The organism is Rhodanobacter sp. FW021-MT20 (genome assembly GCF_041107475.1).
Taxonomy (GTDB): domain Bacteria; phylum Pseudomonadota; class Gammaproteobacteria; order Xanthomonadales; family Rhodanobacteraceae; genus Rhodanobacter_A; species Rhodanobacter_A glycinis.
Genome location: NZ_JBGBPX010000001.1, coordinates 95412 through 121771, shown reverse-complemented (window position 1 = coordinate 121771; position 26360 = coordinate 95412). Strand labels below are relative to the sequence as shown.

General features: G+C 66.4%; 31 protein-coding genes. 11 read left to right on the top strand and 20 right to left on the bottom strand.

The features are described 5' to 3' along the window. Nucleotides 1-245 precede the first annotated feature (245 nt). The 6 genes from AB7849_RS00620 (at nucleotide 246) to AB7849_RS00595 (ending at nucleotide 3623) form a co-directional block, all read left to right on the top strand. Nucleotides 246-641, top strand: coding sequence for an MAPEG family protein (locus AB7849_RS00620; RefSeq protein ID WP_008216906.1), 396 nt, complete (start codon nucleotides 246-248; stop codon nucleotides 639-641). A 137-nt stretch (nucleotides 642-778) separates the two neighbouring features. After that, the gene (locus AB7849_RS00615) at nucleotides 779-1351 is read left to right on the top strand and encodes a sigma-70 family RNA polymerase sigma factor (RefSeq protein ID WP_157618229.1); all 573 of its coding nucleotides are present in this window, start codon (nucleotides 779-781) and stop codon (nucleotides 1349-1351) included. Beyond that, nucleotides 1348-2016 carry a ChrR family anti-sigma-E factor gene (locus AB7849_RS00610; RefSeq protein WP_092703961.1) on the top strand — a complete coding sequence of 223 codons (669 nt, stop codon included), beginning with the start codon at nucleotides 1348-1350 and terminating at the stop codon, nucleotides 2014-2016. Before AB7849_RS00615 ends, AB7849_RS00610 begins: the two co-directional genes overlap by 4 nt. A 54-nt stretch (nucleotides 2017-2070) precedes the next feature. Next, nucleotides 2071-2796 carry an SDR family NAD(P)-dependent oxidoreductase gene (locus AB7849_RS00605; protein ID WP_008209708.1) on the top strand — a complete coding sequence of 242 codons (726 nt, stop codon included), beginning with the start codon at nucleotides 2071-2073 and terminating at the stop codon, nucleotides 2794-2796. Nucleotides 2797-2805: 9 nt separating this feature from the next. Then, the gene (locus AB7849_RS00600; RefSeq protein ID WP_439822692.1) at nucleotides 2806-2964 is read left to right on the top strand and encodes a DUF2256 domain-containing protein; all 159 of its coding nucleotides are present in this window, start codon (nucleotides 2806-2808) and stop codon (nucleotides 2962-2964) included. Further along, nucleotides 2961-3623, top strand: coding sequence for an oxidoreductase (locus AB7849_RS00595; protein ID WP_157618045.1), 663 nt, complete (start codon nucleotides 2961-2963; stop codon nucleotides 3621-3623). Before AB7849_RS00600 ends, AB7849_RS00595 begins: the two co-directional genes overlap by 4 nt. 286 nt (nucleotides 3624-3909) lie before the next feature. On the opposite strand, the gene AB7849_RS00590 is transcribed toward AB7849_RS00595, so the two are convergent. Next, complete coding sequence (locus AB7849_RS00590; protein WP_369500478.1) at nucleotides 3910-4830, bottom strand: LysR family transcriptional regulator; 921 nt, start codon at nucleotides 4828-4830, stop codon at nucleotides 3910-3912. An 86-nt stretch (nucleotides 4831-4916) separates the two neighbouring features. On the opposite strand from AB7849_RS00590, the gene AB7849_RS00585 reads away from it, so the two are divergent. Both AB7849_RS00585 and AB7849_RS00580 read left to right on the top strand, forming a co-directional pair. Continuing rightward, entirely contained in the window at nucleotides 4917-5489 is a 573-nt protein-coding gene (locus tag AB7849_RS00585) for an O-methyltransferase (RefSeq protein ID WP_008209700.1), read from the top strand. 169 nt (nucleotides 5490-5658) lie between these two features. Beyond that, on the top strand, nucleotides 5659-6588 hold the full coding sequence (locus AB7849_RS00580; RefSeq protein ID WP_175481555.1) for an alpha/beta hydrolase: 930 nt from the start codon (nucleotides 5659-5661) through the stop codon (nucleotides 6586-6588). Nucleotides 6589-6639: 51 nt separating this feature from the next. On the opposite strand, the gene AB7849_RS00575 is transcribed toward AB7849_RS00580, so the two are convergent. The 9 genes from AB7849_RS00575 to AB7849_RS00535 all read right to left on the bottom strand — a co-directional run bounded on the left by AB7849_RS00575 (nucleotide 6640) and on the right by AB7849_RS00535 (nucleotide 13898). Continuing rightward, on the bottom strand, nucleotides 6640-7248 hold the full coding sequence (locus tag AB7849_RS00575; RefSeq protein WP_008209692.1) for a BLUF domain-containing protein: 609 nt from the start codon (nucleotides 7246-7248) through the stop codon (nucleotides 6640-6642). A 251-nt stretch (nucleotides 7249-7499) separates the two neighbouring features. Next, complete coding sequence (locus tag AB7849_RS00570; RefSeq protein WP_139201738.1) at nucleotides 7500-7847, bottom strand: nuclear transport factor 2 family protein; 348 nt, start codon at nucleotides 7845-7847, stop codon at nucleotides 7500-7502. 40 nt (nucleotides 7848-7887) lie between these two features. Further along, on the bottom strand, nucleotides 7888-8613 hold the full coding sequence (gene folE / locus AB7849_RS00565; RefSeq protein ID WP_050984294.1) for a GTP cyclohydrolase I: 726 nt from the start codon (nucleotides 8611-8613) through the stop codon (nucleotides 7888-7890). A gap of 98 nt (nucleotides 8614-8711) precedes the next feature. Beyond that, nucleotides 8712-10241, bottom strand: a complete 1530-nt coding sequence (locus tag AB7849_RS00560) for a cryptochrome/photolyase family protein (protein ID WP_369500477.1) — start codon at nucleotides 10239-10241, stop codon at nucleotides 8712-8714. After that, complete coding sequence (gene uraH / locus AB7849_RS00555; protein WP_008209823.1) at nucleotides 10242-10658, bottom strand: hydroxyisourate hydrolase; 417 nt, start codon at nucleotides 10656-10658, stop codon at nucleotides 10242-10244. Nucleotides 10659-10983: 325 nt separating this feature from the next. Continuing rightward, nucleotides 10984-11472: a TspO/MBR family protein gene (locus tag AB7849_RS00550; protein ID WP_008209825.1), complete on the bottom strand. Its 489-nt coding sequence runs from the start codon at nucleotides 11470-11472 to the stop codon at nucleotides 10984-10986. Between the two features lie 279 nt (nucleotides 11473-11751). Beyond that, nucleotides 11752-12072: an ArsR/SmtB family transcription factor gene (locus AB7849_RS00545; protein ID WP_037099048.1), complete on the bottom strand. Its 321-nt coding sequence runs from the start codon at nucleotides 12070-12072 to the stop codon at nucleotides 11752-11754. A gap of 234 nt (nucleotides 12073-12306) precedes the next feature. Then, nucleotides 12307-13395 (bottom strand): ACR3 family arsenite efflux transporter, encoded by a 1089-nt coding sequence (gene arsB, locus AB7849_RS00540; RefSeq protein ID WP_369500476.1) that lies wholly within the window; start codon nucleotides 13393-13395, stop codon nucleotides 12307-12309. Further along, nucleotides 13392-13898: an arsenate reductase ArsC gene (locus tag AB7849_RS00535; RefSeq protein ID WP_008217185.1), complete on the bottom strand. Its 507-nt coding sequence runs from the start codon at nucleotides 13896-13898 to the stop codon at nucleotides 13392-13394. Before AB7849_RS00535 ends, arsB begins: the two co-directional genes overlap by 4 nt. Nucleotides 13899-13972: 74 nt before the next feature. Between AB7849_RS00535 and arsH the strand changes: the two genes are divergently transcribed. Further along, the gene (arsH, locus tag AB7849_RS00530; RefSeq protein ID WP_008217188.1) at nucleotides 13973-14710 is read left to right on the top strand and encodes an arsenical resistance protein ArsH; all 738 of its coding nucleotides are present in this window, start codon (nucleotides 13973-13975) and stop codon (nucleotides 14708-14710) included. Between the two features lie 251 nt (nucleotides 14711-14961). Here the strand turns inward: arsH and AB7849_RS00525 are convergent, their stop codons facing one another. From AB7849_RS00525 to AB7849_RS00495, 7 genes are all read right to left on the bottom strand, one after another. Further along, nucleotides 14962-16377 carry a cryptochrome/photolyase family protein gene (locus AB7849_RS00525; RefSeq protein WP_008217189.1) on the bottom strand — a complete coding sequence of 472 codons (1416 nt, stop codon included), beginning with the start codon at nucleotides 16375-16377 and terminating at the stop codon, nucleotides 14962-14964. 67 nt (nucleotides 16378-16444) lie between these two features. Beyond that, on the bottom strand, nucleotides 16445-17248 hold the full coding sequence (locus AB7849_RS00520) for an anti-sigma factor (protein WP_092703939.1): 804 nt from the start codon (nucleotides 17246-17248) through the stop codon (nucleotides 16445-16447). Continuing rightward, complete coding sequence (locus tag AB7849_RS00515; protein ID WP_008217191.1) at nucleotides 17245-17805, bottom strand: sigma-70 family RNA polymerase sigma factor; 561 nt, start codon at nucleotides 17803-17805, stop codon at nucleotides 17245-17247. The genes AB7849_RS00520 and AB7849_RS00515 overlap by 4 nt, the downstream gene beginning before the upstream one ends. Nucleotides 17806-17954: 149 nt before the next feature. Beyond that, nucleotides 17955-19223 (bottom strand): RNA polymerase sigma factor, encoded by a 1269-nt coding sequence (locus AB7849_RS00510; protein WP_037102721.1) that lies wholly within the window; start codon nucleotides 19221-19223, stop codon nucleotides 17955-17957. Nucleotides 19224-19266: 43 nt separating this feature from the next. Further along, entirely contained in the window at nucleotides 19267-19695 is a 429-nt protein-coding gene (locus AB7849_RS00505; protein ID WP_008217196.1) for a YciI family protein, read from the bottom strand. Nucleotides 19696-20230: 535 nt separating this feature from the next. Then, complete coding sequence (locus tag AB7849_RS00500; protein WP_369500475.1) at nucleotides 20231-22645, bottom strand: penicillin acylase family protein; 2415 nt, start codon at nucleotides 22643-22645, stop codon at nucleotides 20231-20233. Next, nucleotides 22642-23430: a phosphodiester glycosidase family protein gene (locus tag AB7849_RS00495; RefSeq protein WP_008210880.1), complete on the bottom strand. Its 789-nt coding sequence runs from the start codon at nucleotides 23428-23430 to the stop codon at nucleotides 22642-22644. Before AB7849_RS00495 ends, AB7849_RS00500 begins: the two co-directional genes overlap by 4 nt. 112 nt (nucleotides 23431-23542) lie before the next feature. Between AB7849_RS00495 and AB7849_RS00490 the strand changes: the two genes are divergently transcribed. Next, entirely contained in the window at nucleotides 23543-24031 is a 489-nt protein-coding gene (locus tag AB7849_RS00490; RefSeq protein WP_008210878.1) for an NUDIX hydrolase, read from the top strand. Next, nucleotides 24016-24450, top strand: a complete 435-nt coding sequence (locus AB7849_RS00485; RefSeq protein WP_008210876.1) for an NUDIX hydrolase — start codon at nucleotides 24016-24018, stop codon at nucleotides 24448-24450. The genes AB7849_RS00490 and AB7849_RS00485 overlap by 16 nt, the downstream gene beginning before the upstream one ends. Nucleotides 24451-24539: 89 nt before the next feature. Here the strand turns inward: AB7849_RS00485 and AB7849_RS00480 are convergent, their stop codons facing one another. The 3 genes from AB7849_RS00480 to AB7849_RS00470 all read right to left on the bottom strand — a co-directional run bounded on the left by AB7849_RS00480 (nucleotide 24540) and on the right by AB7849_RS00470 (nucleotide 26175). Next, a complete protein-coding gene (locus tag AB7849_RS00480) occupies nucleotides 24540-25313 on the bottom strand; it encodes a lipoate--protein ligase family protein (RefSeq protein ID WP_008210874.1) in 774 nt (257 codons plus the stop codon). Next, entirely contained in the window at nucleotides 25313-25600 is a 288-nt protein-coding gene (locus AB7849_RS00475; protein ID WP_008210872.1) for a hypothetical protein, read from the bottom strand. The genes AB7849_RS00480 and AB7849_RS00475 overlap by 1 nt, the downstream gene beginning before the upstream one ends. 110 nt (nucleotides 25601-25710) lie before the next feature. Next, nucleotides 25711-26175 (bottom strand): hypothetical protein, encoded by a 465-nt coding sequence (locus AB7849_RS00470; protein WP_008210871.1) that lies wholly within the window; start codon nucleotides 26173-26175, stop codon nucleotides 25711-25713. Nucleotides 26176-26360 lie beyond the last annotated feature (185 nt).

Here is a 26360-nt window from a genome sequence, read left to right as displayed (position 1 = left end):
ACACATACGGACGAAGTCCTGCCGCGGATGCACGCCGCGGACCGGTTTGCCTGCCGCCGGCTGCGGCGCGATCGGCGCGGGCGGGACTGCATCCAGCGCGCTGCCTGATGCGTATGCGTCAGGTCAGTACAAGCCGGGCGACCCTTGCCGGTAGTGCAGTGCCACCCTGCCGGTGGTGGCGTGACGCAATCCAATGGCTCGGCGTCCGGAACGCCGGCCTGTGCTGCATTTATCGGAGATGTGGGATGAACATCGAACTGCAAATGCTGGGCTGGGCGGTGGTGCTGGGCTTGGCGCATGTGCTGGTGGCGGCCGCTCTGGGTACCTGGCAGCGCGGGTTGCGCTGGAACGCTGGCAACCGCGACGGAGAGCCGCAGCCGCTGGACAAGCATGCCGCGCGCGCGGACCGTGCCAACCGGAATTTCCTGGAAACCTTTACGTTCTTCGCTGCCGCCACCCTGGCAGTGGTCGCGATGCACCGGACCGGCGCGCAAACCGCCATGGGCGCACAGGTCTATGTCTGGGCGCGCGTGGCCTACCTTCCGATCTACATCGTCGGCATTCCGTATCTACGCACTGTCGTATGGGTAGCCGGGTTCTGGGGCATCGAGCAGATGCTGGAGGCATTGCTGCGCTGGTGACGCATAACGTGGCCTGCATCCACGCAGCGCAGCCTTGCGTATGTCTGTCAACAGATACCTTTCGCGCCGACTTCTGACCTAATATGGCCACCCATCGCACCCAAGAGAGCCTGTCGCCGTTCGAAACGGCGCGAGCCATGTCCAGCCTCGAGCCTCACGCCAAGGATGCAAGCTACTGGGCCAGCCAGATGGCGGCTGTTTCGTGCAGGCGCGATCGCGACTGCTTCATGCGCATCTACGATCACTACGCGCCGCGGCTGCGGTTGTACCTGCGCGGCATCGGTTCGCCCGAGGCGGTGGCCGAGGAACTGGCGCAGGAAGCCCTGCTGCGGCTGTGGCAGCGCGCCGCCTCCTATGACGCCGCGCGCAGCAGCCTGTCCACCTGGCTGTTCCGCATCGCGCGCAACTTGCACATCGACCGCCTGCGCCGCGAGCCGCTGTGGGTGCCGGTGGACGACGAACCCGGTTGGCCCGACCGCGACGAGGAGGGCGACGTGACCTCCGCCGAGAGCCATGCCGAGCAGGTTGACCTGCGACGCCGCATCGAACGTCTACCGGCCGTCCAAGCCCGCCTGATCCGCATGTCCTACTTCGAAGCCAAGTCCCATCACGAAATCGCCAGCGAGCTGGCCATGCCGCTGGGCACCGTGAAATCCAGTCTGCGCCGCGCCTTCATCCGGTTGCAGCTTGGCGTGCGGGGGCAGCCATGAGCCCGCGCCATCACCTGGATGAAGCCACCGTGGTCAGCTTCGCCGCCGGCGCTCTGTCGCCGGAGATGCGCGCGGTGGCCGCCACCCATATGGAAGGCTGCGCACAGTGCCGGGAAAGCCTTGCCCAGGCCGAGCACATCGGTGGTGCGCTGCTGGGGCAGCAGCAAGCTGCCCCGGCTGACGCGGCGCGTGGCGCGCGCCTGCGCGAGGCGATGCTGGCCCTGCTGGACGCCGAGTCGGCGGCCGAGCCGCCCGTGCGGCAGGAGGCGGCACCGACCGATCCCGATGCCTTGCCGCGCCCGCTTCAACCGTATTTCGGCCGCTCTTGGCGCGGGCTGCGCTGGCGCTGGATGGCGCCGGGCGTGCACATGATCCGCGCCGCGCGCGGCAGTGGCGACACCCTGATCCTGCTCAGGATCGCCCCCGGCAAGAGCATGCCGCTGCACAGCCATCAGGGCACCGAGCTTACCCAGATCCTGCGCGGCGCCTACGATGACGTGCTGGGCCATTTCGGCCCCGGCGATGTGGCCGACCTTGACAACGAGATCGAGCATCGCCCGGTCACCGCACCCGGCGCGCCCTGCATCTGCGTGGCCGCGCTGGATGCGCCGCTGCGCTTCCCCGGCTGGCTAGCGCGCAAGCTGCAACCGCTGGTGGGGTTGTAGAAGCGCGCGACGGCGTGCTGCAGCCAAACTCGTTTCCACGCAGGAGCCGCCGGCATGGCCGCAAGTATCCTGATCTATGGCGCCACCGGCGGCATCGGCCGCTGCCTGGCCAGACAGCTGGCCGAAACCGGGCATCGACTGCACCTGGTGGCCCGCGAAGCCGCCACGCTGGCCCCCCTGGCCGATGAACTGGCGGCTGGCTGGACCGCTGCCGACGTGCTGGACGACGATGCCTTTGCCCATGTGATGGCACAAGCACCCGAGCTGCTGGACGGGCTGGTCTACGCGGTGGGCAACATCCACCTCAAACCCTTCGCGCGCCTCGGGGCGTCGGACATGGCGCGCGATTATCGGCTGAATGCAGCCGGCGCTGCGCTGGCGATCCAGGCGGCGCTGCCAGCCCTGCGCGCAGGTTCGTCGGGCGCATCCATCGTGCTGTTTTCCTCGGTGGCCGCCAGTCACGGCTTCGCCATGCACGGTTCCATTGGCATGGCCAAGGCGGCGGTGGAAGGGCTCACACTCGCGCTGGCGGCCGAGCTGGCACCAGCCATTCGGGTCAATGCCATTGCCTTGTCGCTGACCGAGACGCCGCTGGCGCGTCCGCTGCTGACCAGCGCACGGGTACGCGACACGATCACCGCGATGCATCCGCTGAAGCGACTGGGCCAGCCGGAGGACGCGGCGCAACTGGCTGCCTTTCTGCTCGGACCACAGTCCAGCTGGATCACCGGCCAGGTGATCGGCGTGGATGGTGGCCGCGGCGCCATCGCCTCCAGCTGAGTGGCCGTCATGCCAGCCATGCGCCGCAAGCACGAACTTCCCGCCAAGCGCTGCCCAGTGTGCGGCCGCGATTTCCAGTGGCGCAGGAAGTGGCGACGCGACTGGGAGCGCGTCGTCTATTGTTCCGATCGTTGTCGCCGACACGGCCGCGGTGGCGCATGGGCATGAACCTGCTGTTGTTGGGGGCTTCCGGGCTGGTGGGCCAAGGCTTGCTCAACGTGTTGCTTGGCCAGGCCGACGTGGCCAACGTCATCGTGCTGGTGCGCCGGCCATTGGTGGCGACCTCGCCCAAGCTGCGCGTGCTGCAGGTGCCCGAGTTCACCGACGATGCGCTGGCCAATCTCGATCTGGCGGGTCTCAACGCGTGCCTGTACTGCGCCGGGGCGTTGCCGCTGTTGCTGTCCGAGGAGGCCTATCGCGAGGTCACGGTGGGTCTGCTGGAGCGGGTGTGCGCCGCCTATGCCAGTGCGAATCCTGGCGGCTACCTAGTCTACGTTTCCGGTGCGGGCGCCGACGCAGCCAGCCGTTTCATGCCGCTGCGCGTGAAGGGCGAGGCCGAGGCCGTGCCTGGCCGCTTCGGCCTGGCATCCACCAGCCTGCGGCCGGGCGTGATCCGCCCCACGCAGGGCGAGCGTTCGTCCCATGATTTCCGTCGCGCAATGTATGCGCTGGGGTCGCCGCTGCTGGCGTTGGCAAGCAGGGTGTTGCCGGGCGGCTTCACCACTACCGCGTCAGTAGGGCGTTGCATGCTGGCGCTGACACGCGCCGGGGTGCCGTATCCGCCGGTTTTGGAGAACCGACAGATCAACGCGTTTGCCCCACGCTGAAAGCGCGCGGCATCTGGTCGTGACTGCGCGGCCATGGCGAAGCTGCCGCGAGTGTCCCTGCTCGGCGCGTTTGCCAAGCGAGCAGCGCTTCAGGCCGTTGGGCCAGCTCGGCCAAAACCCTTTGGCAACGTATCCAGGAACGCCCGCACGCTGGACGGTTGGCACTGCCGAGGATGGAAGGTGCTCCAGCCTGACCAGTCCTGCGACTGCCGCAGAACGCCTGCCCGGAATGATTGAGGCCGTTGCGAGCAAATCGCAATGATCGATGCGGCAGCTACATGCATGGCTATGCGTTTTGCCGGATCAACTCGCGCAGCCAGCGGTGGGCCAGGTCATGGTGCATGCGCTCGTGCCAGATCATGCGGTACTCGAAGCCCTTGCCCCGGATCGGGAACGGACTGCTGTCCAGTCGTGCGATCGAGGCAAGGCGAGTGGCCACGCGCGCCGGCGCCACGAGCACCAGATCGCTTTCGGCGATGATCCAGGGGGCCGCCAGGAAGTAGGGAAGGCTGAGCGCGACGTGGCCATCCCGCAACCCCCATTGATCCAGCAGATCGTCCAGTTGGGTGACTCGTCCCGAGGGGTAGGCGATCACGGCTCGCGGATACTTGCCCAAGGCCTTCAGTCTCGACGCGCTCGATCCCGCGGCTGCCAGTGGGCCGACGGGATGGCCGTGGCGGTACAGGCAGACGAAGGTTTCGGTGAACAACCGCCGCCAGGCATACGCCGCCGGCAAGGCATCATCGGCGTACAGCGTCAGATCCACTCCCCCGCCAGCCATGTCATCCAGCGTGGACTCGCTCCAAGGCACCACGTCCAGGCTTGCGTGAGGAGCACTGCGCAACAGCGCAGGCACGGCCTGGTTCAAGACCGCCATGGATCCGTAGTCGGTGGTCGCGATGCGAAAGCGTCGCGTACTGGTTACAGCCTCGAAACTCGGCGGCGCGAACACGCGATCAAGCGCGTGCATCGCCTGAACGACTTCCGGCTTCAGCCGGATCGCGCGTGGAGTCAATTCGTAACCACTCGGAGTGCGCACAAGCAATGGATCGTCCAGCACCTTGCGCAGGCGCGCCAAGGCACGACTGGCAGCGGGTTGACCGATGCCCAGCCTCTCGGCGGACAACGTCACGCTGCGTGTATCGAGCAGTGCATCGAGCAGCTTCAGCAGATTGAGGTCGAGCTCCGAAATATGTCTTGGGTGCATGCTTGATATGCGCTTGAATGCATTGTGGGCATGATAAGTCGGTTGCATCCTTGGCGCATGCGAGGCGAAAGGGAGGCGCGTATCGAATGAAGCTTTCCAGCACGTCGTCAGTCGTCGATCCTTGGCGTGCGCTCAGGGATGCCACGGATCGCCACCGGCACGAGCACGGTTGCTGGGCATTCCCGCATGCCGAAGGATCGGTGCTCGGTGTGCTGGCCGCCGCCGTGGATGCCAGACGCATCCTCGAACTCGGTACGGCGCTCGGTTATACGGCGTTGTGGTTGGCCTGTGGCGCCAAGAAAGCCCGGGTCGATACGCTGGAGCGCGACCCGCTGCATGTGGCGATGGCCCGCGCGGCCATCGAGAAAGCCGGCCATGCCGCACGCATCAATGTGCACGAAGGCGAATTTGCCGGCGTGCTACCCGCGCTGCAGCCCAACTATGACCTCGCCTTTTTCGATGGCCATGCCCCGACGCCGGGGGATTTGGCCGAACTGCGTCGATTGCTGCGTCCGGGCGGTTTGCTGGTCAGCGCCAACCAGCAGTTGGCGAGGCCGGGAAGCGCCAGCTATCGCTCGAGATTGTCCGACGCTGACGCCTGGTTGAGTGCTCCGCTGGGCAACGACATGACGCTGAGCGTGTGGTTGCCCGATGGCTGACGTCATGGACTGGAAACGGCCGCTTGTTCAGCGCTCGAAAAGGACCTCAGCGATGGATCCTTCTCGGCGCAGGGTGATCTTGTCCGCACTGTTGCTGGGCGGAGCGCAGTGGCTCGATTTCACCCCACTTAACGCATTGGCGGCCATCAGGTCGCCTGGAGAAAATCCCATGCCGACCAGCAAACAAGATGTGGAAAAAATCCAGTTCATCAGCGGTGGCGAAACCATCGTCGGCCTGCTGTTCAAGCCCACGGCACCGGCCTCGAAACGCCCGGGCATCGTGCTGTTGGGGCCGTTCGGCTACGTCAAGGAGCAATCGCCAGCGGAATATGCTGCACGCCTGGCCAACGCCGGTTTTGTCGCGTTGATATTCGATTCGCGCTGCAGCGGCGAGAGCGGCGGCATGCCACGGCGGCACGAGAGTCCCGCCAACAAGATCGCCGATGCGCAAGCGGCCATCGATTTCTTGGCGCAGCGACCCGAAATCGATCCGGCGCGGCTCGGCGCCTTGGGCATCTGCCAGGGCTGCTCGGAGATGATCGCCGTGGCGGCGACGGATCCACGCATCAAGGCGATCGCACTGGTCTCGGGGCAATACCTGTACGCGGAAAACCTGCACAAGTTCTTCAGCGGCGACGGGCCGACCCTGCACGAGCGCATCGCACGCGGTCGTGCTGCCCTGGCGCGATTCCACGACAACGGGCACGTCGATTACACCGAAGTCGTGAGTCTCACCGACAAGTCGGCAGGCCTGCCTTGGCCTCCGATCCACGACTGGTACATGCCGTGGACCACCGAAAAATGGGGCAAGCCGAGCCGCTGGGAAAACCGCTACACGACCATGAGCGATGCGGAAGTATGGACCTTCGACGTCGACGAGCATGCACGCAAGCTCAAGACACCGACCTTGGTCGTGCACGGCGAGATGTCCGACGGCGGTCCGGAGGCCGCCGAACATGTTTATGCGTTGATGCCGGCGAAGCACAAGAAACTGCATATCGTTCCGGGCATCTTTCATACCCGTTTCTACGACGATCCGCTGGTGATCGAGCCTACCGCCGGCCAGCTTGCAGATTGGTTTCAATCACATCTGGTTTGAAGCCCGGGGTGTGCCCGCGCCGGCACCTCGTGCACTCGGTCGTCGATTCATTCAGGGCAGTATGCCGCGACGGTAAATCAATATCGCCATCATCATGGAGATCATTGAGAGCAGCAGCGCTATCACGCTGATCCACAGCGCGTAACGTGCGCGTCGCCCGGCTTGCTCGTGGTCGTCGCTGATCGATCGACGCGGTTCGGATGGTGCCTCGGCCGCGGCCGGTTCGGACGCTGCCGAACGCTGCTGCAGGAGCGCGATCATCGCCCCTATCTGCGCGTCGTCGAATTGATACGGGTCGAAGCGGGACTGTCCGAACGACGCAAGCAGTTTTTTGACATCGTCGCTTGCCGGCACGTATTTCATTGACCAGCCCGCGAAGCTCGGCTGGCCGATGGCGTGTCGGGAGAGAACCGTCAAATCGCCATGGCGGGTATCTTGGAGAAGTGTGCCAAGCAACGCGTCGATCGCGGCCCGTTCACCCTCGAGCACCTGGAAGAAGTGGCCATCGCCGTAATAAAGAACGCCAACCAACCCTCGCGAAGGATTGTTGCGGCGTGACTGCATCAGGATGCGGCCGATCTCGGGCTCGACGGCGCTGGATGGGTTGTTGGCGGCAAAGGCAGCCCGACTGATATAGACGATACGTTCGCACTGCGGCATGGCAACCCCGGGTTGCAGACTGAAACCTGCTTGACGTAAGCCTTACGTCGAAGACGCGGTTTTGGATGCGTGTGCTTTCGCGATGTCGCGACGGTATCCGCCTGCGTATGCCCCACGTCGCATTGGTGCTACCGGCGAAGCTCGTGCGGTAGTTGCCGCCGCACGAGTTGGTTCTCCTGGCCACCTCGGGGCAGGCGCCGTGCCTCCACGAACCCTGCAGCAGCCGGGGAGGCGAACCATGCAGGGACGCCTCAGAATTTGCCGTTCGTGTTCTTCCAATCTGAGCGTTCCGGGATGGTCTCGATGACATCCCAATGTTCCACGATCCGGTCATACTGAACACGGAACAGGTCGTAGAAGGCGACGTGGTTGTTGGCAAACCAACCCTCGCTGGCGACGAGCACGAAGTCGCCTTCGCCAAGCACCTTGCGTGTGCGTTCGTACTTCATGTGGATGCCGGAACGGGCCATGGCTTCCAGTGCTATGGCCCGTTCCGAGAGGCCGTCGGCAACTCTGGGTTTTGTGCTGCACGTAGCCGTCGCCATGGAAATAGCCGGCGATCCTTTCCTCGACGACGCGCGGCCGCGATCCCTGTTCATCGGCAGACTGCAAGCTCGACCGCCATTGCGCACGGATGTCCTACGCGCTCCCGTCATGGAGCAGGCTCAGGAATTCCTTGCGTAGCGAGGCATCGGCCAGGAAGGCGCCGCGCATCACGCTGCTGGTCATGTGCGCGCCATCGTCCTGCACGCCGCGCCAGTGCATGCAGAAGTGGTCGGCGCGCATCACCACGGCCAGACCCTCGGGCTGCAGGCGTTGTTCCAGCAGGGTGGCCAGTTGGCTCACCGCCTCCTCCTGAATCTGCGGGCGACGCATCACCCAGTCGGCCAGCCGGGCGTACTTGGACAGGCCGATCAGCCTCGAGTCGGCGCGCGGCAACACGCCGATCCACACCCGGCCCATGATCGGGCACAGGTGGTGCGAGCAGGCGCTGCGCACGCGCAGGGGGCCCACCACCATCAGCTCGTTCAGGCGCTCGACGTTGGGAAAGTCGGTCACCGCGGGTTCGCGTTGGTAGCGGCCGGCGAACACCTCGCGCACGAACATCCTGGCCAGCCGGCACGCCGTGTCGTGGCTGTTGTGGTCGTGCTCCACGTCGATCACCAGCGCGCGCAGCAAAGCCTGTGCCTTGCCGGCGACCTCCTGTTCGATCGCGGCCAGCTCGCCTTCCTCCAGCCACGGCGCGATGTTGTCGTTGGCGTGGAAGCGGATGCGGGCTGCGCGCATCCGATCGGCCACGCGCTGCGAGACCGATTCGCCGCAACGCGGCATGGATGGGGGCAGCGTGGATGGGGGCGTGGACATGGGTTGGCCTTGGCGCTGTGCCGGTCGGGTGGGGGCGTGGCGAAACGTGCCGGGCTTGTACGCAGCGCCGCCGCACATGGATGCGGCGCGTGGCTGCGTTAAAGGCTGTCCAGCCGCGCCAGGATTGCCTCGGCCTGCTGCTGCAGGGCATGGCGAGTGGCCGGCGCCATCCGCGCCAGCAGACGGTAGGGCATGGCCAGGCGCGGATTGGCGCCGAGCCGCTCGCGGTGGCGATCCAGGAAATCCCAGTACAGCGCGTTGAACGGGCAGGCGCGCGGCCCGCTGCGCTGGGCGTGCCGGTAGGTGCAGCCGGTGCAGTGGTCGCCCATCTTGTGCAGGTAGTTGGCGGAACCTGCATAGGGCTTGGTGGCCAGCAGGCCGCCATCGGCAAACTGGCTCATGCCCACGGTGTTGGGCAGCTCCACCCACTCGAAGGCATCGATGTAGATGCCCAGGTACCAGCGGTGCAGCGCCTGCGGGTCCAGCCCCGCCAAGAGTGCGAAATTGCCGATCACCATCAGCCGCTGGATGTGATGCGCGTGGGCGTGCGCCAGCGACTGGCCGATGGCGCTGCGCAGGCAGGCCATCTGCGTGCCGCCGGTCCAGAACCATTCCGGCAGCGGGCGGTGGTGATCGAAGGCGTTGCTGGCCGGGTAGCCGGGCATGCGCGCCCAGTACACGCCGCGCACGTACTCGCGCCATCCCAGAATCTGCCGGACAAAGCCTTCCACGGCTGCCAGCGGTGCCCACCCCGCGCGGCCCGCGGCCGTCACCCGCGCGATCACTTCGGACGGGTCGAGCATCTTCACATTCAGCGCGAAGGAAAGCAGTGAATGGAACAGCCGCGTCGCGTGATGGCTCAGTGCATCCTGGTAGGTACCGAAATGCGGCAAGGCGTGCTGGACGAAGGCATCGAGCTGGGCCAGCGCCTCGGCGCGGTCGATCGGCCAGCGGAACGCTGCCGCCGATGGCTCGCCGAAGCTTTTCACGCCCGCGGCCTGGATGCGCGCCCACAGTGCGCGGTGGTCGTGCCGCGGGCGCAGGTCTGGCGGCTCCGGCGGCTCGCCGCGCCAGGGCTTGCGGTTCTCGGCGTCGAAGTTCCAGCGACCGCCCAGCGGCGCACCATCGGGTTCCAGCAGCACACCATGGCGCTGGCGCATGTGGCGGTAGAACGGCTCCATCGTCCAGCGCTTGCGCGCGGCGAAGAAATCCGCCACGTCGTGGCGCGTGGTGAGGAAGTGCGCGCTGTCCACGCAGCGGGCGGGCAGCGACAGCTGCGCGGCATAGTCGGCCAGTTGCCGGTCCAGCCGCCATTCGTCGGGCGCCTGGTATTCGAACGCGGTGGCGCCGTGTTGCGCGATCAGCCGGTCGAGGTTGGCGGTCAGCGACACCTGGTTGTCGGCATCATCGATGCACAGGTAGGCCACCCGATGGCCGGCCTCGCGCAGTTGCTGCGCGAAGCGGCGCATCGCGGCGAAGATCGCCAGGATCTTCTGCGCATGGTGCAGCACGTAATCGGTTTCCTGCCGCACCTCCATCAACACGTAGAGCACGTCGGACGAGACCGTGTCGAACCACGCGTGACGCGGGTTCAGCTGGTCGCCCAGCAGCAGGCGCAGGCGGGTCAATCAGTTTCCCCGGTACACCGAGTAGCCGTAGGGGCTGAGCAGCAGCGGCACGTGGTAGTGCGGCAGGCTGCCGTCGATGGCGAATACCACCGGGATCTGCGGGAAGAAGCTTTGCTTGCCGTGCGCTTGGTACCAGTGGCCGGTTTCGAAAATCACGCGATAGGTGCCTTGTTGCAGCGGCTGGCCTGCCGGGTACAGTGCATTGATGCGTCCTTGTGCGTTGGTATGCATGTCGGCGAGCTTGTCCCATTTGCCGCCCGAGCCCATGCGCTCCAGGATGACCTCGACGCCAGGGGCGGGCAGGCCGTCCTGCATGTTGAGCACGTGCACGCTGACCGGATTGGCAGGCTTCGCGGCGTGGGCCGGCGCCAAGGACAGCAATCCGGCAGTGGCGATGACGAAGGACATGGCTTTCATTGGGGATACTCCGTAGGGGCGAAGACAAGGCAGCCGCGAAATCGCCATCGTGCGGCGCGTGTTGGTTGTCGACCGGATTGGGCATGTTTCAGCACCGGCTTGTGTCACAAGCAGCGCCTAGACTGGTCACGCGACCGGCCGCAGCACGGGTCGATGCGTCATTTGCGGGTGCCCGCATCGGCAGTGTCTGGGTGCCATTTCGATATTGTCTACGGACGTCTGCCTGCTTCGGATGCATCGGATGTCGGCGATCGTTGTGGTTGCGTGCACACGGCAAGGCACCGCCAGTGGCGGTCGCCATAGCCGGCGATTCCTTCACGGATTTTCAGCTCAGTATCTGCGGATTGAGCTGCCACACCGCAAGGTTCAGCGCCGCGGCAAAGCTGACCCAAGCCAGATAGGGCAGCAGCAAAACGCCGGCCCATGTACGCACCCGCCAGAACCCGATGAGCGTAGCGGCGATCAGCAGCCACAGCAGCGCGATGTCGACGAAGGCTGCGGCGCCCAGATGCCAGGCGAAGAACAGCCAGCTCCACAGGCCGTTGGCCACCAGCTGCACCACGAACAGCGCCAGCACGACGCGATGCCGGTGCCAGCCGTGCCCGCGCCAGACCAGCCATGCGGCGATGGCCATCAATGCGTAGAGCAGCGACCACACCGGGCCGAATACGGCGGACGGCGGTGCCCAGGCAGGCTGTGCCATGGCGGCATAGAAGCCGGCCGCCTGCACGGACGCCAGTGCGCCGATGGCCGCGGTCACGAAGCTGAGCAGCAGCCAGCCGAGCAGACCTGCAACTTGCTGGGGACGGTTCATGTCTGGCTCCTTGTTCGCTGCGAATGGGAAGGTTTTGCCACGCGGTGCGTCATGGACGGCGTGAAGAGCAGCGCAGGTCCATGCTTCGCGAAGAAGTGCTCCCTGCAAACGGCACGACCGGGCTTTCATACGGCGTCGCGCGGCCAACGGATCACGCCGGAGCGGGCCGGGGGCGGCTGTTGCCGGATGTGGCTGCGAAACTCTGATGTGGCTCGTCATGCCTTCGGCCGTCGAGAATCGCGAGAATGACGGCTGCAAGGCGGGCCGGTCAGGTCGCCCTCAGCCTCGCCCAGGTGCCGGTGCGCAGCGGCCCGTACCTGCACTGCAGCAGTTTTCCGTGAGGAAGGCGACCAGTGCCGCAATCGCCTCCATCTTCGGCTGGTAGTAGATGTAGCGACCCTCCTGGCGGCCCGCGACCAGGCCGGCATGGACCAGCTCCTTGAGGTGGAACGACAGCGTGGCATTGGCCAAGTCCAGCCGCCGCGCGATCGCGCTGGCGGCCAGTCCATCGGACGCGTGTTGTACCAGCAAGCGGTAGATGGCCAGGCGCGAATCCTGCGCCAGCGCGGACAGGGCGGCGATGGCTTGCGGTGTCTGCATGATCGGAGCGGCCATGGTGTGTCTCCTAGGAGCGTGGGCGGTAGAAACTTTCGAGGCGAAAAAGTGGCAGCGTGAGAACAGATTTTCGACGATTCGCCGGCCCATAGTGGTTCTATGGGCCAAGAAGCGACGGACATATGGACCACGCAGACACTTTTGCAGCCCGGAAGATTTCTGCCGCCCACGCTCCTAGATGGGAACGGGCTGGCGGTGGATTCGATGACGCGCGCGCAATCAGGCCTGCGCCGCCTCGTACCAGCGCTTGCTGCGGTTGACGATGCGGACCACCGAAAGCATCACCGGCACTTCGATCAGCACGCCGACCACGGTCGCCAGTGCCGCACCGGAGTGCACGCCGAACAAGCCGACGGCGGTGGCCACGGCCAGTTCGAAGAAGTTGCTGGCGCCGATCAGCGCCGAGGGGCCGGCCACGCAGTGCGGCACGCGAAAGCGGCGATTGAGCGCGTAGGCGAGGCCGGCATTGAAGTACACCTGGATCAGGATCGGCACGGCGAGCATCGCGATGACGGCGGGTTGCGCGAGAATCTGCCGGCCCTGGAAACCGAACAGCAAGACCAGCGTGGCGAGCAACGCACCCAGCGATATCGGACCCAGCCGTTGCAGCAGCGATTGCAGCTTTGCCTCGCCGCCATGCGAAAGCATCCGGCGTCGCAGCAGCACGCTGATCGCTACCGGCACCACGATGTACAGCAGCACCGACAGCAGCAGCGTGTTCCACGGCACGGTGATCGACGAAATCCCCAGCAACAGCGCGACGATGGGTGCGAACGCCACCACCATGATGGCGTCGTTCAGCGCCACCTGGCTCAGCGTGAAGTTCGCTTCGCCGCGACACAGGTTGCTCCACACGAACACCATCGCCGTGCATGGCGCGGCGGCCAGCAGGATCAGGCCGGCGATGTAGGAGTCGAGTTGGTCGGCGGGCAGGTAGCCGGCGAATACGTGGCGAATGAAGATCCATCCCAGCAGCGCCATCGAGAAGGGTTTGACCGCCCAGTTGACGAACAGCGTGACGCCGATGCCTTTCCATTGCCGGCGCACGCCGCCCAGCGCGCCGAAGTCGATTTTCAGCAACATCGGGATGATCATCAGCCAGATCAGCACCGCCACCGGCAGGTTCACCTCGGCGACCTGCATGTTTCCCAGCGCTTCGAAGCTGCCAGGCAGCACGTGGCCGAGCAGCGTGCCGGCGGCGATGCACAGCAACACCCAGATCGTGAGGTAGCGTTCGAAGAAACCGATACGGGCGTCATCGGCAGCAGTGTTGCCGGCGGCCGTTGCTTTTGCTGGCGCGTGGCTCATGCCGTGGCCTCGTCGTCGGTTATCGTGGCGATACGGTCCAGCGCTTGCTGCAGCTCGTCGCGGTGCATGGTTTCCACCGGCAGTTGAAGCAGGGCGGTGACGCGGCGAATGATCAGCGCGTGGGCCTTGCGGAACGCTTCGCCAAGCGCCTCCGCATCGCGGGTCGCTGCCGGATCGGGCAGGCCCCAATGGCTTTTCACGAAGGGGCCGAACAGCACCGGGCAGGTCTCGTTCGCCGCGTTGTCGCACACGGTGATCACGATATCCAGCGCTGGTGCGCCGGCTTGTGCGAAGCGATCCCACGACTTGCTGGCAAGGCCGTCGGTGGACATGCCGAGCGCCGCGAGTTGTTCCAGCGCAGCGGGATGGACGCGGCCGCTGGGCTGGCTGCCGGCGCTGAGCGCCTCGAAGCGGCCCTTGCCGACGTGATTGAGCGTCGCTTCGGACAGGATGCTGCGGGCGGAGTTGCCGGTGCAGATGAACAGGACGCGGCAGGGATGCATGGCATGCCTCGGATTGAATTCCATATTTCCATGATTATAGAATTGTTTGACCGATACAACACCAAGCCGTGGCCATGACGATGCAGGATCTGCCCCATATCGACGCCGGTGTGCTGGAGACACTCAGCCTGGAACGGCTGGGGTTGCCGGGGGATGCCCGCCATCCGCCGCGCATCCTGATTCTGTACGGCTCGCTGCGGCCGCAATCGTTCAGTCGCAAGCTGGCGTTGGAGGCCGAGCGCATCCTGCGCCGGTTCGGCGCCGAGACCCGCGTGTTCGATCCGCATGAACTGCCGCTGCTGGACAGCGTGCCGGCCAGTCATCCCAAGGTGCAGGAGTTGCGCGCGCTGTCGCTGTGGTCCGAAGGGCAGGTATGGGTGAGCCCGGAGCGGCACGGCGCGGTGACCGGCGTGTTCAAGAACCAGATCGACTGGCTGCCGCTGGAAGACGGCAGCGTGCGTCCCACGCAAGGGCGCACGCTGGCGGTGATGCAGGTCTGCGGTGGTTCGCAATCGTTCAACGTGGTGAACACCTTGCGCCTGCTCGGGCGCTGGATGCGCATGCTCACCATCCCCAACCAGTCGTCCGTGGCCAAAGCCTGGCAGGAGTTCGACGACGCCGGCCGCATGAAGCCCTCGCCGTTCTACGACCGCGTGGTCGACGTGATGGAGGAGTTGTTCAAATTCACCTTGCTGGTGCGTGGTCGCAGCGACTATTTGGTCGATCGTTACAGCGAGCGCAAGGGGGCCGCCGAAGCGCGTGCACTGGCCGCATCAGCCCACGTGGTGGATGTCGAAAAGGCATCGGCGTAGACGTTACACGGCCGCGTTCGGGCCAGGGTCAAACTTCCCGGCACCGAAAGGCATCATGTTTTGTCGAAAATTTCCGTTTTCGTCATTTTTGCGAAGCGCTTTTCAATGGCCGCAGGGTGGGGTCAGCAGGAAGTGCTTTTCAACAGACCTGGGTCTGGTCGCCCAGCGGCTTGCGGGCAACCAGAGGCGCTGGACCCCAGCGTTCGCTGGGGCGACGGTGAGAGAAGAGACAGGTTGCTGTGAGTGCGAATTCAGCGTGCCAGCGCAGCGTAGGCATCCAGCGCCCGCTGTCGCGACTGGCCAAGGTCGATCATCGGGGCTGGATAGCCGCTGCGCTTGAGCAGGGCTTCGTCCTTCCACGGCTCGTGCAGCAGTGCCAGCGGCGCAGCGGCCAGTTCCGGCAGCCAGCGGCGCAGGTAGGTGCCGTCCGGATCGAACTTCTTCGCCTGGGTCACCGGGTTGAACACGCGGAAGTAGGGTGCGGCGTCGGCGCCGCAACCGGCCACCCATTGCCAGCCCAGCGTGTTGTTGGCGAGGTCGGCGTCCACCAGCGTGTCCCAGAACCAGCGCGCGCCGTGCTGCCAGTGCTGGCGCAGGTTCTTGGTGAGGAGGCTGGCCACGATCATGCGCACGCGGTTGTGCATCCAACCGGTATGCCACAGCTCGCGCATGCCGGCGTCGACCAGCGGAATGCCGGTGCGACCGTGTTGCCAGCGTTCGATCAATGACTGATCCGCCGCTGCCCAGCGAAAGCCGTCGAAGCGTGGATTGAAGTTGTCGGTGGGTGTGTGCGGGAAGTGGTAGAGCAGGTGGTGGGCGAATTCGCGCCAGCCCAGCTCGCGCAGATACGGCTCGATATCCGGGCGCCGCTTGGCGTCGATGGCGCGGGCGCGGCGGTCCAGTTCGAAGTGGATCTGGCGCGGGGATATTTCGCCGAAGTGCAGGTGCGGCGACAGTCGCGAGGTGCCGTGGCGGGCGGGCAGGTCGCGGGCATGGGCGTAGTCGCCGATGGCGTCGTCGGCGAAGATCTCCAGCAGTTCGTGCGCGCCGTCCTCGCCCGGTTGCCAAGTCTCGGCCAGACCGCTGTCCCAGCCGATGCGCGGCAGCAATGCCAGCGCCGACAGCGGCAAGCTGCCCGACAATGCCTGCCAGCCGGGCACGACCGGCTCGGGCAACGGTTCGACCGGCTGCAATAGCGTGCGCAGCTTGCGCCAGTAGGGCGTGAACACCTTGTACGGCGCATCCTGTTGCGTGGCGATCTGCCACGGCTCGCACCACAGCGTGCCAGGGTGGCTGTGCACCGCGGTGCCTTGTTCGCGCAGTGCGCTCTTGATGCGGGTATCGCGTTCTATCAACGCTGGCTCGTACAGCCGATTCCAGTACACCGCGTCGGCGCCACTGCGCCGGACCAGCTCGCGCAGGACCTCCAGCGTGTCGCCCTGGCGTAGATGCAGCGCGACATGATGCGCGCGCAATCGCCGGTCCAGCGCCGCCAGCGAGTGATGCAGCCACCAGCGGCTGGCGCTGCCGATGGACCATGGGCCATCCTCGCCGGGGGCGTGGATGTAGACGGGAATCACCTGCGCGTGAGCGGCGCAGGCGGCGCTCCACGCCGGGTTGTCGGCCAGACGCAGGTCGCGCCGGAACACGACCAGCGCGGTGCTCATGCGCAAACCGGGCCAGGCAGGAACGGGATACGGGCGGACATATCGCGCGCGAACAGGCCGGGCCGGATCAGGCCCGGGTCCGCTCCACGTGTCCGTCGCCGTTCATGGCCACCTTGTTGCCCTGTACATCCGGCGCGGCGCCGATGGCACCCTTGGCGATCACCGGGCCCGTCGGTTGACCGGTCGGCGAGCCGCCCGGCGGTTCGACCGAAACGGCCAGGGCTGCGGTTGCGCCGAGTTGCTTCAGCAGCGCCGGGGCAAGCGCCAGCGTGGTGGGCTGTTCGCGCGAGATCATGCCGACCGCGATCGGCTTCTGGCCGGCGGGAATCAGCCACAGCTCGGGTGCCTTGCCCTGGGCGAGTGCCTGGGGTGCGGCGGGCACCACGATCATGCGGCCGTGCTGCAGGTCCATGGTGGCGGTCCAGCCGGTGGCGCCGTTGTCCTGTTTGATCGTCGAAGCCATGTAGGCGACGCTGGTCGCCGATGGGGCCGTGACGTTGGCATGCCGCGGCAGCGCGACCACCAGCAGCAGCGCCACGGCCACCGCGCTGGCGCCAAGGCCCAGCCAGTGCCACAGCGCCAGGTTGTCCCACAGCCGTGGGCGCGGCGTGGCCCGGGCTGGCGTGGATGCGGGGGCATCCAGTTTCAGCGCGTCGTGGATGCGTGCCCACACGTATGGGGCGGGCGCCACGTCCTCGATGCTTTCGGTCAGCGGCAGCAAACGGCTCTGCCACAAGGCCACGGCGGTGGCGACCTCGTCGCTGGCCAGCATTTCGTGCGCCACTTCGGCACGGGCGTCGGCGTCAAGCACGCCCAGCACATACTCGGCGTAGCGCAGGTTGTGGTTGTTGTCGTCGATGGGCGTGTTCATGAGTCCAGGCACGTGCGGAGTTGCATCAGGCTGCGACGGATCCAGCTTTTCATGGTTCCCAGCGGCACGTCGCAGCGTGCTGCCAATTCGTTATACGTAGCTCCGCTGAAAAAGGCTTCACGCACGGAGCGTCTTTGTCGGGGTTCCAGTGCATCCAGGCAGCTTTCGAGCCGGCGGTACTCCTGGCTGTTCTCGGCGTTGGCGCCGGGCGAGGGCTGGTCGTCGACCATCTCATCGAGCGTGAGCGGGTTGTCCAGCCGCTCTTCGCGGTGCTGGCGCAGGCGGTCGATCGCCTTGTTGCGCGACATCGTGGTGAGCCAGGTCATGGCGCTGGCCTTGGCCGCGTCGAAGCTGGCTGCGCGGTGCCAGACCGTGATGTAGATCTCCTGCAACACTTCTTCCGCGGCACCGCGATCGCGCAGCATGCGCAGGCACACGCCCATGAGTTTCGACGAGGTGCGTCGATAGAGCTCGGCGAATGCCTGCTGGTCGCTGCGCCCGGATTGCAGCAGCAGCCGGTCCAGCTGCTGATGCTCGGCGGTGCGGGTGACGGTCATGGGCGAATCATCCTGTGGTTGCGCGGAATCCGGCCCGGGCATCAGGCCGCAGACGTGGCGTCGGGCGTGTTCTGGCGGTGACGACGATCATGGCATGGCGAGCGTGATCATAACGCGCGGTGACGAACACGCCAGCCGCTGCCGTGCATTCATGACGGAGGCGCCGGTTCCTGCTTGCCCGCTCGCGCCAGCATCACGTCGCGTTCGCGCGCATTGCGCGTCAGGCTGGCCGCACGCTTGAATTCCACGCGGGCCTCGTTGTGGCGTCCGAGTTTTTCCAGCAGGTCGCCACGCACGGCGGGCAACAGGTGGTAATTCGCCAGCGCCGGCTCGTCGCGAAGGCTGTCGATGAGGCGCAGGCCCGCGGCGGGACCGTCGGCACGGCTGATGGCGACCGCGCGGTTGAGTTCGACCACCGGCGAAGGCGTGACGCGGGCCAGCTCGGCGTAGAGCGAGGCGATGCGTGGCCAGTCGGTCTGTTCCGCGCTGGCGGCGCGGGCGTGGCAGGCGGCGATGGCGGCTTGCAAGGTGTACGGGCCACGCGCGGCGTCGAGTTTTTCCGCGCGCTCGAGTGCCGCCAGCCCACGCTGGATCTGCAGGCGGTCCCAGCGGCTGCGATCCTGCTCCGGCAGCAGGATCGGCTGGCCGTCCGCCGATACGCGAGCGTGGCTGCGCGAGGCCTGGATTTCCAGCAATGCAAGCAGCCCGTGGACTTCGGCGTTGCGTGGCATCAACGCAGCCAGCATGCGCCCCAGGCGCAGCGCTTCCTCGCATAGCGCCGGGCGCATCCAGTCGCTGCCGGAAGTGGCGGTGTAGCCCTCGTTGAAGATCAGGTAGATCGTGCCGAGTACGGCACCCAGGCGTTCCGCCAGTGCCTCGCCACGTGGCACTTCGTACACCACGTTGGCCTTGGCCAGGGTGCGCTTGGCGCGCACGATGCGCTGGGCGATGGTGGGTTCGGCGGCGAGGTAGGCGCGGGCGATTTCCTCGGTGCTGAGGCCGGCGAGCAGGCGCAGGGTGAGCGCGATCTGCGCATCGACCGACAGCGCCGGATGGCAGGCAGTGAAGATCAGTCGCAGCAGGTCGTCGCCGATATCGTCGTCGAGGGCTTCGAGGTCAGGCATGCTGAATGCCGCGTGTTCCGGATCGTCGCCCAGCTCGGCATGCTTGCGTTCGATCAGCCGGCGCCGGCGCAATTGGTCGATGCCGCGCCGCTTGGCGGCGGTCATCAGCCACGCGCCGGGGTTGTCCGGCACGCCCTCGCGCGGCCAGTGCTCCAGCGCGGCGACCAGGGCGTCCTGGGCCAGTTCTTCGGCCAGGTCGATGTCGCGCACCACGCGGATCAACGCGGCGATCAGTCGTGGCGATTCGAGGCGCCAGACGGTTTCGATGGCCTGGTGGGTGTCGGCTCCGTGCATGGAGCCGATCACAGCATGCCGTGCGCACGGCCACAAGGGCGCATCAGCCGCGCGAGGCCAAATCGGCCCGTAGTCGCTCCTCCGCGGCGCGCAGTTCCGGCGACAGCGCGGCACCGAAGTCCTCGGCTTCGAGCAGGGGGCGAACCTCGATCTGGCATTCGCCCTCGAACGGCGCGGGGCAACGGCGCACCCATTCCATCGCCTCGTCCATCGAGCGCACCTGCCACAGCCAGAAACCGGCCACCAGTTCCTTGGTTTCGGCGAATGGACCGTCTACGGTCGTGCGCTTGCCATGGTCATCGAATTGCACGCGCTTGCCTCGGCGACTGGGCGTGAGCCCTTCGCCGACCAGCAGCACCCCGGCCTTCGCCAGCTCCTGGTTGAAATGCGTCATCTCCTCGAGTTGCCCGCTCGTGGGCAATGCCCCGGACTCCGAGAGTTCAGTCGCCTTGACCATCACCATGCATCGCATTGTCGTGTCTCCTGGTGGCAGGCCGCGTTGTGCGGCCTTTGTGGAAACGACGAATGGGTGTGTGAGGAATCGACAGGTTTTCCAGGGGGTGTTTCCGCCAAGTGGGCAAGCACTACCTTTGAGGAGTCACGCACGCTGGGCGACTTGTATGGGAGTTGTATCGCTCTGCTGGGAAGCTTTTGCCTGCGGGCCGCCACCTATGGTGACGGAGGTTCCGTCCGCCTGCCGGCGGGCGGGCGGGCGGGTTCATTTTCTCGCTTGCCCGAGAAAACAGAACCAAAAGAGGGGCACCCTGCGTTCGCGCCCACCGGCTCTGCGAGCCGGCGGGTCCGCGCATGGCTACGGGGGTTCGCCGACAGGGCTTCCTGCCCTGGCGTCGAACTGGCCGGCCACCCTGCGGGCCTTGTCCTACGCCATGCGCCGCTTCACGAAGGGAGGGAAGAGCGGTGCAGCCACGTCGCGATTGGATGCTACCGGCCAACCGGTGAGACAAGAGTTGCATCTTCGGGTGTTGGCTGGCTCGCTGAGGCCTCGATCAAGTGGCAGGCTCCAGCGTCAGCGTGTGCTGGGCCGGACCCGGCAGCAGCGGCGTGGGGCGGCCGTGGACCCAGTCTTCGTGGCCGGCGCCGTAGTAGGGCGACAGCGGGTTGTCGCTCTGGCCGCCGGGCATTTCCAGGATGCCGCGGGCCTCGTGGCCGGGCGTCACGTCGAGCCGTTCGGAGGCGCCGAAGCCGGGGGCGGCTACGCGCGGCATGTCGTGGTCGCCGGGCAGTTCGTCGTCGGGCATGTCGAGGAAGTGGGCGAGGAAGCCGGGCAGCGCGCGGGCCAGCGGGTGGTCGATGTCGGCGTGGTTCACTTCGCCCCAGGTGCGTGCGGCCAGTCCGCCGGGCTCGCTGCCCAGGGTGTCGGTCACGTGTTTGGCGGCGGCGATCAGCAGCGCGTGCCAATCCTTGAAGCGCGGGTCGAGCAGGTTTGCCGGTTGCTGGTGGACCAGGGCCCACACGGCCGCCTCGGGATTGTCCAGACGTGGCCAGCTGAAGTCGGGGTAGTGCTGTTTCACGTGTGCCACGAACGGTGCCATCACCTCGGCTTTCACCTGGTTGCGGAAGGCGCGCACGAGGCGGTAGTCCACGCTGTTCGGCGCAGCGCGTTCGCGCCAGATGGCCGTGAGTTTCTTCAGCTTCAGCAAGGCAGGATCGTCGGTGTGCGCCAGGGTTTGTTGCAGCAGGCGCTGCCAGCGGGTGAGAAACACTGCGCGATCATCGAGCTGGATGTCGAGCAGGTTGCCGGGGCTGAAACCGGCGCGGGCGTGCAGGTCGTTGCGGATCTGCTGCGCGCGGGCGCCGAGGTCGTGGCCGCCGTTGCCGAGCAGGGCCAGCGCGCTGCCGCCGACGGTGCGGTTGTTGGCGGTCCACAGTCGATGGTCGGCAGGATCTTCGATGCGCGGATATTGCGCGGGCGCCGCCCAGCCGATCCAGCCGCTGCCGGCTTGCGACCAGTCGGCGGGAAGCTGTGGATCGAAACCGTGGCGCAACGGAATCGCGTTGCCGGCGATCGTCCAGCCGATGTGGCCGTCGCTGTCGGCCACCAGCAGGTTCTGTGGCGGCATGCCGAAACCGGGCGCGAGGTCGAGCGCCGCCTTCACGTCGCCGGCATGCTCAAGCTGCATCAGATCGAGGTTGTAGGCGCGCGGATGCTGGGCGATCCAGTCCAGCGCCAGCGGCGTGCCGTCGGGCGCCTTGCCCATGATCGGGCCCCAGCGCGTGTCTTCCACTTTCAGCACATGCGACGGCGCGCCCTTCACCTGGATGGTTTCGTCGTGGGTCTGGATGCTGGCCCAGCCGCCGGGCACCTTGTAGCGCGAGGGATCCTGCGGATCGCGCTGCACGCGGACCCAGTCCAGCCAGTCGCCGTAGCTGTTGGTGAAGCCCCAGGCGATCTGGCCGTTGGAGCCGACCACCATCGCCGGCGTGCCGGGCAGGCTGACGCCGACCACGTCGCGCTGGCCGTTTGGCGCGCTGGCGTCGGGGTAGCGCAGGCGCGTGCGGAACCAGATGTCGGGCACGCTCAGGCCCAGGTGCATGTCGTTGGCGAGGGCGGCCGCGCCGCTTTGGGTCAGCTGGCCCCCGACCGCGAAGTTGTTGCTGCCGGGACGTTTCGCTTCCAGCGTGGGTGCCAGCGTGGCAGCAAGTTTGGCCGTGCCTGCCGGCGTGCCGGACTGGCGCAAGTCGAACACGTTCGCCCCCGGGACCACCGGCGAGCGTGACAGGCCACCTTGCAGCGGCGCTTCCCACACGGGGGCAGGCGAGAGCAGGAAGTCGGTCAGGGACGCGGGCAGCACCGCACGCATCTGCGCCAGACGCAATTCGCGCTGGTTGCGGCCGTCACTGTTCAGGTCGAGATACATCGCGGCGATCACCAGCAGGCAATCCTCCGGTTTCCACGGTTGCGGCCGGGTACGCAGCAGCAGGTATTCCCATGGGCGCTCGCGCATCGCGGCGAGACCGGCGTTGACGCCTTCGCTGTACAGCTCCAGCGTGTGCCGGCTGGCCGGCGACAAGCGCGCATAAGCCGCTTCGGCCACCGCACGCAGGCGATGGCGGCGATGATTGAGGTCGAGTTTCAGCGCCGCCGGGCCGACCAGTGCGGACAACTCGCCGGCGGCCATGCGGCGCATCAGGTCCATCTCGAAGAAACGTTCCTGTGCATGCACGTAGCCCAGCGCGACATCGATGTCGTCGCGCGACTGACCGGTGAACGTGGCGGTGCCCAGCGCATCGCGGGTGATGCTGACCGGGTGGGCCAGTTGGGCGAGATGACGGCTGCCATCCAGTTGCGCGCGGCTGCCGGCCAGCAGCCACCAGCCGGTGCCGACGGCGATGAGCAGCAGCGCCAGCACGGCCAACGCCAGCCCGGTGAGCCAGCGGAAACGGCGGGATTTTTTCGTCATCGGGAGAAGACCGCGAAGATGCCCGCGTAGGGCTTGACCATGAAGGCGGGCGCACCGGCGTAGCCTTCGCCGTCCACGTAGATTTGCGAGATGCTACCGTCCAGGTACAGCGCATTGCGGCAGCCGAGCTTGTCGCGGAACAGCGCGGCGAAATCATGGAAATTCACCGGCGTCTTGCTTACCGCGAACACCACCTCGTGCGGGCTGCTGGCGCAGACGCCGCTGCGCCACTTCAGGCTGGTCGAGCCGTCGTCGAAGCGCGGGTTGATCTTGCCGTCGATCAACAGCATCGGGCCCGATTGCGTGGCCCATTGCGCAGGCTTGGCGTCGGCTTTGAAATCGGCGCTGGTGCGCACGGCGGCGTGGCCGTCAGGATAGATCGCGAACACGCCATTGGGTTGCAGCGAGAAATTGCCCGCCGCCGGATTGCCGCGCGCCAGGTTCAGCGGCACCAGCGTCTTGCCGTTCTCCACGTACAGGCCCAGCGGTGCGGCCTTGCGGTCGTAGATGCCGGCGTTGGCGGCGAACAGCAGGTGCTTGCCGTGCGCCTCGCCCCAGACGCGCAGGTTGTCGATGTCGGTGTAGGGCTGATCGGTGGCGGGATCGCGCCAGTGCAGGCTCAGCGCATCGTGGTGCAGGTCGATGCGGACCACGCGGAAGCTGCTGCCGTGGAAGTCCACGTCGCGGCTGTCCAGCGCCTTGGCCGGGGCGGAACAGCCACCGATCATGACGGCGGCGAGCAACAGCGATGCGATCGCGCCGTAGCGGAAGCGGGATAGGTTCATGCGTAAAGACATCCCCCGATGGTGGCTTCCCCCACGTACCCGATGCAACCCCGTCGCGCGACAGCTCAGCCCGCAGCCCTTAAACTGCGGCTTTCCTGCCATGTTTCGAGCCATGCCTTACACGCCGATAGTCGCCACGCTCGGTTACGTGCTTTCGCCGGATCGCCGGCAGGTGCTGATGATCCATCGCAATGCGCGCCCGGACGACCAGCACCTGGGCAAGTACAACGGCCTTGGCGGCAAGATGGAGCCGGGCGAGGACATCGCCGAATGCATGCGTCGCGAGATTCGCGAGGAAGCCGGTATCGAATGCGAATCGATGTCCCTGCGCGGCACGCTCAACTGGCCCGGTTTCGGCAAGCAGGGCGAGGACTGGCTGGGCTTCATCTTCCTGATCGACCGTTTCAGTGGCCAATCGCACGGCGGCAACCACGAAGGCACGCTGGAGTGGGTGCCGCGCGAGAAGCTGATGGACCTGCCGATGTGGGAAGGCGACCGGCATTTCCTGCCGCTGGTGTTCGACGACGATCCGCGCCCGTTCCACGGCGTGATGCCATACAAGAACGGACGCCTGCAGTCGTGGTCGTGCACGCGGCTGTGAACCCGCTGGATGACGCGCTGCGCATTCGCATCGTTGCGGCGGTGATCCGCGATGCGACTGGGCGCGTGCTGCTGGTGCGCAAGCGCGGTGCCGAAGTGTTCCAGCAACCCGGTGGCAAGCGTGATCCCGGCGATGTCGACGATCTCGCCACGCTGGCACGTGAGCTGGACGAGGAACTGGGTTGCCGACTGCGTACGGACTCGGTGCGCTTTCTGTGCCAGGCCGAGGCACCTGCGGCGAACGAGCGCGGTCATGTCGTCGAGGGGCGGATCTACGTGGTGGATGTGGATGGCGAGCCGCAACCGCGTGCCGAAATCGAAGAGCTGCGCTGGGTCGATCCTGCGGTACCTGATGTGCCGGTGGCGCAGTTGAGCTTCCACCACATCCTGCCGTTGCTGACGGCAAAAACCATGGTGTAGGAGCGCACCCTGTGCGCGAATGCTTTTGTCGGTGTCTGGCGAAAACCATTTCGCGCACAGGGTGCGCTCCTACACTTGGCCTCGGGTTTTCAGGGCACATCGAGAAGCCATGGCATCGTGCCGAACTTGTCGCGCACGAGCTTCTGCGCGTGCGCCAGTTCATCGTCATGCAGGCGATCGTCGGCGAGGCCGTGCAGGCGGCGGAAGGTGTCGACCATGCGGGCGATGACGGCTTCGCGGGGCAGGCCGGTCTGGCTGCGCAGCGGGTCCACGCGCTTGGCTGCGCTTTGCGTGCCTTTGTCGGAAAGCTTCTCGCGGCCGATGCGCAACACCTGCAGCATTTTCGCCGCGTCGATGTCGTAGGCCATGGTGACGTGATGCAGTACCGCGCCGCCACGGCGGGTCTGCGCCGCGCCGCCGATCTTGCCCGCTTCGGAGGTGATGTCGTTGAGCGGCTGGTACCACGCGCGGATACCCAGTTCGCCCAGCGCTTCAAGCACCCAGCTGTCCATCAGTGCGTAGGATTCCTGGAAGGTCAGGCCTTCGACCAGCGACGTCGGTGCGTACAGCGAATAGGTGATGGTGTTGCCGGGTTCGATGAACATCGCGCCGCCGCCACTGATGCGTCGCACGACCTCGATGCCGTGGTGTTGCGCGGCGTCGCTGTCCACCTCGTTGCGCAGCGACTGGAAGCGGCCGATCACCACCGCCGGCGACGCCCATTCCCAGATGCGCAACGTGGGCGGGCGCTGGCCGCTGGCCACGGCGTCGGTCAGCGCTTCGTCCAGTGCCATGTGCAGGGTCGGTGCCTGCGGGGCCTCGTGAATCAGTTGCCAGTCGTGGTCGTGCCATGTCGTACGCATCAGCTGGCCTCCGCGAGCAGAGCGCGGCGCACGGCCACCGCGATGGCCTCGGGCGAGATGCCGTACATCACGGTGCCCGGGGGCAATGCGTCACGCACGACGTCGGCCAGCGCGTCATCGTCGAGCTCGATGGAGCGGCCTTCGAGCGCGCGGTTGATGGCTTGCAGCGCCTGATCGGGTTCGAGGAAGAAGTCGCCACTCAGCTGCACATGGGCCAGGTGGTCTTCACGGACATCGAGATCGATCACCACCAGCTTGCCGCCGGGCATCTTGTATTCGCCGTGCATGATGTTGCGAGTCCTTCAGTGACGGACGTTGGCAACATGATAGCGGCGTGTGTGGCGAAGCTGCCGCGCCACCCCATGCCGTCCCGCGAGTTCAGGATGGGGCGAGTTGCTCAGTGGCCGTGGAAATGCCCGGTGCCGCCGCCGATGGAAATGCTGACGCCGCCATGGGGATCGTCGCAGCTGCCGAAGGCCCGGCTGATGTTGACCGTGCCGGTCTGGTAGTTGCCGCTGAAGTGGCTGCCACCGACCACGCCCATGCCGACGCTGCCGTGGACCTGCGGCTGGTTGTAGGTGGAATCGTCGCAGTCAGATTGGGTGCGGGCGGTTTCCTCGGTATTGCCCATGCGGCCGCTGGTGTCGCCGTAGTAGACGCCGGGGGAGCGGCTGGTTGGACTGACCGGCTTGGCGGTCGTGCTGGTTGTGCTGCCGCTGGCAGGCGGTGCAGCGGTGCTGCTGGCGGCGGGCAGGCTGTTGGGTGGCAGCTTGAGATTCAGCGGCTTGGTGCTGGTTTGCGCCATGGCGGAAGCGGCCAGCAGGCTGGCGGCGAAGGTCAGGAGCGGGCGCGTGATGTTCATGGAGAGACTCCGGGGACTGGGTGTGTCAACGCGCGAGGGAACGACAGCGTGCACATCCTTGTTGGAAAGGCGCGGCGGACGGAAGTTCCAGAGGCCGAGCGTACACCGGAGACGTATCGGTCGCGGCAGGCGCGGCTTCAGCCGCGATGGGAACATCGAAAGGCTTCGCAATTTGCGTCATCCCG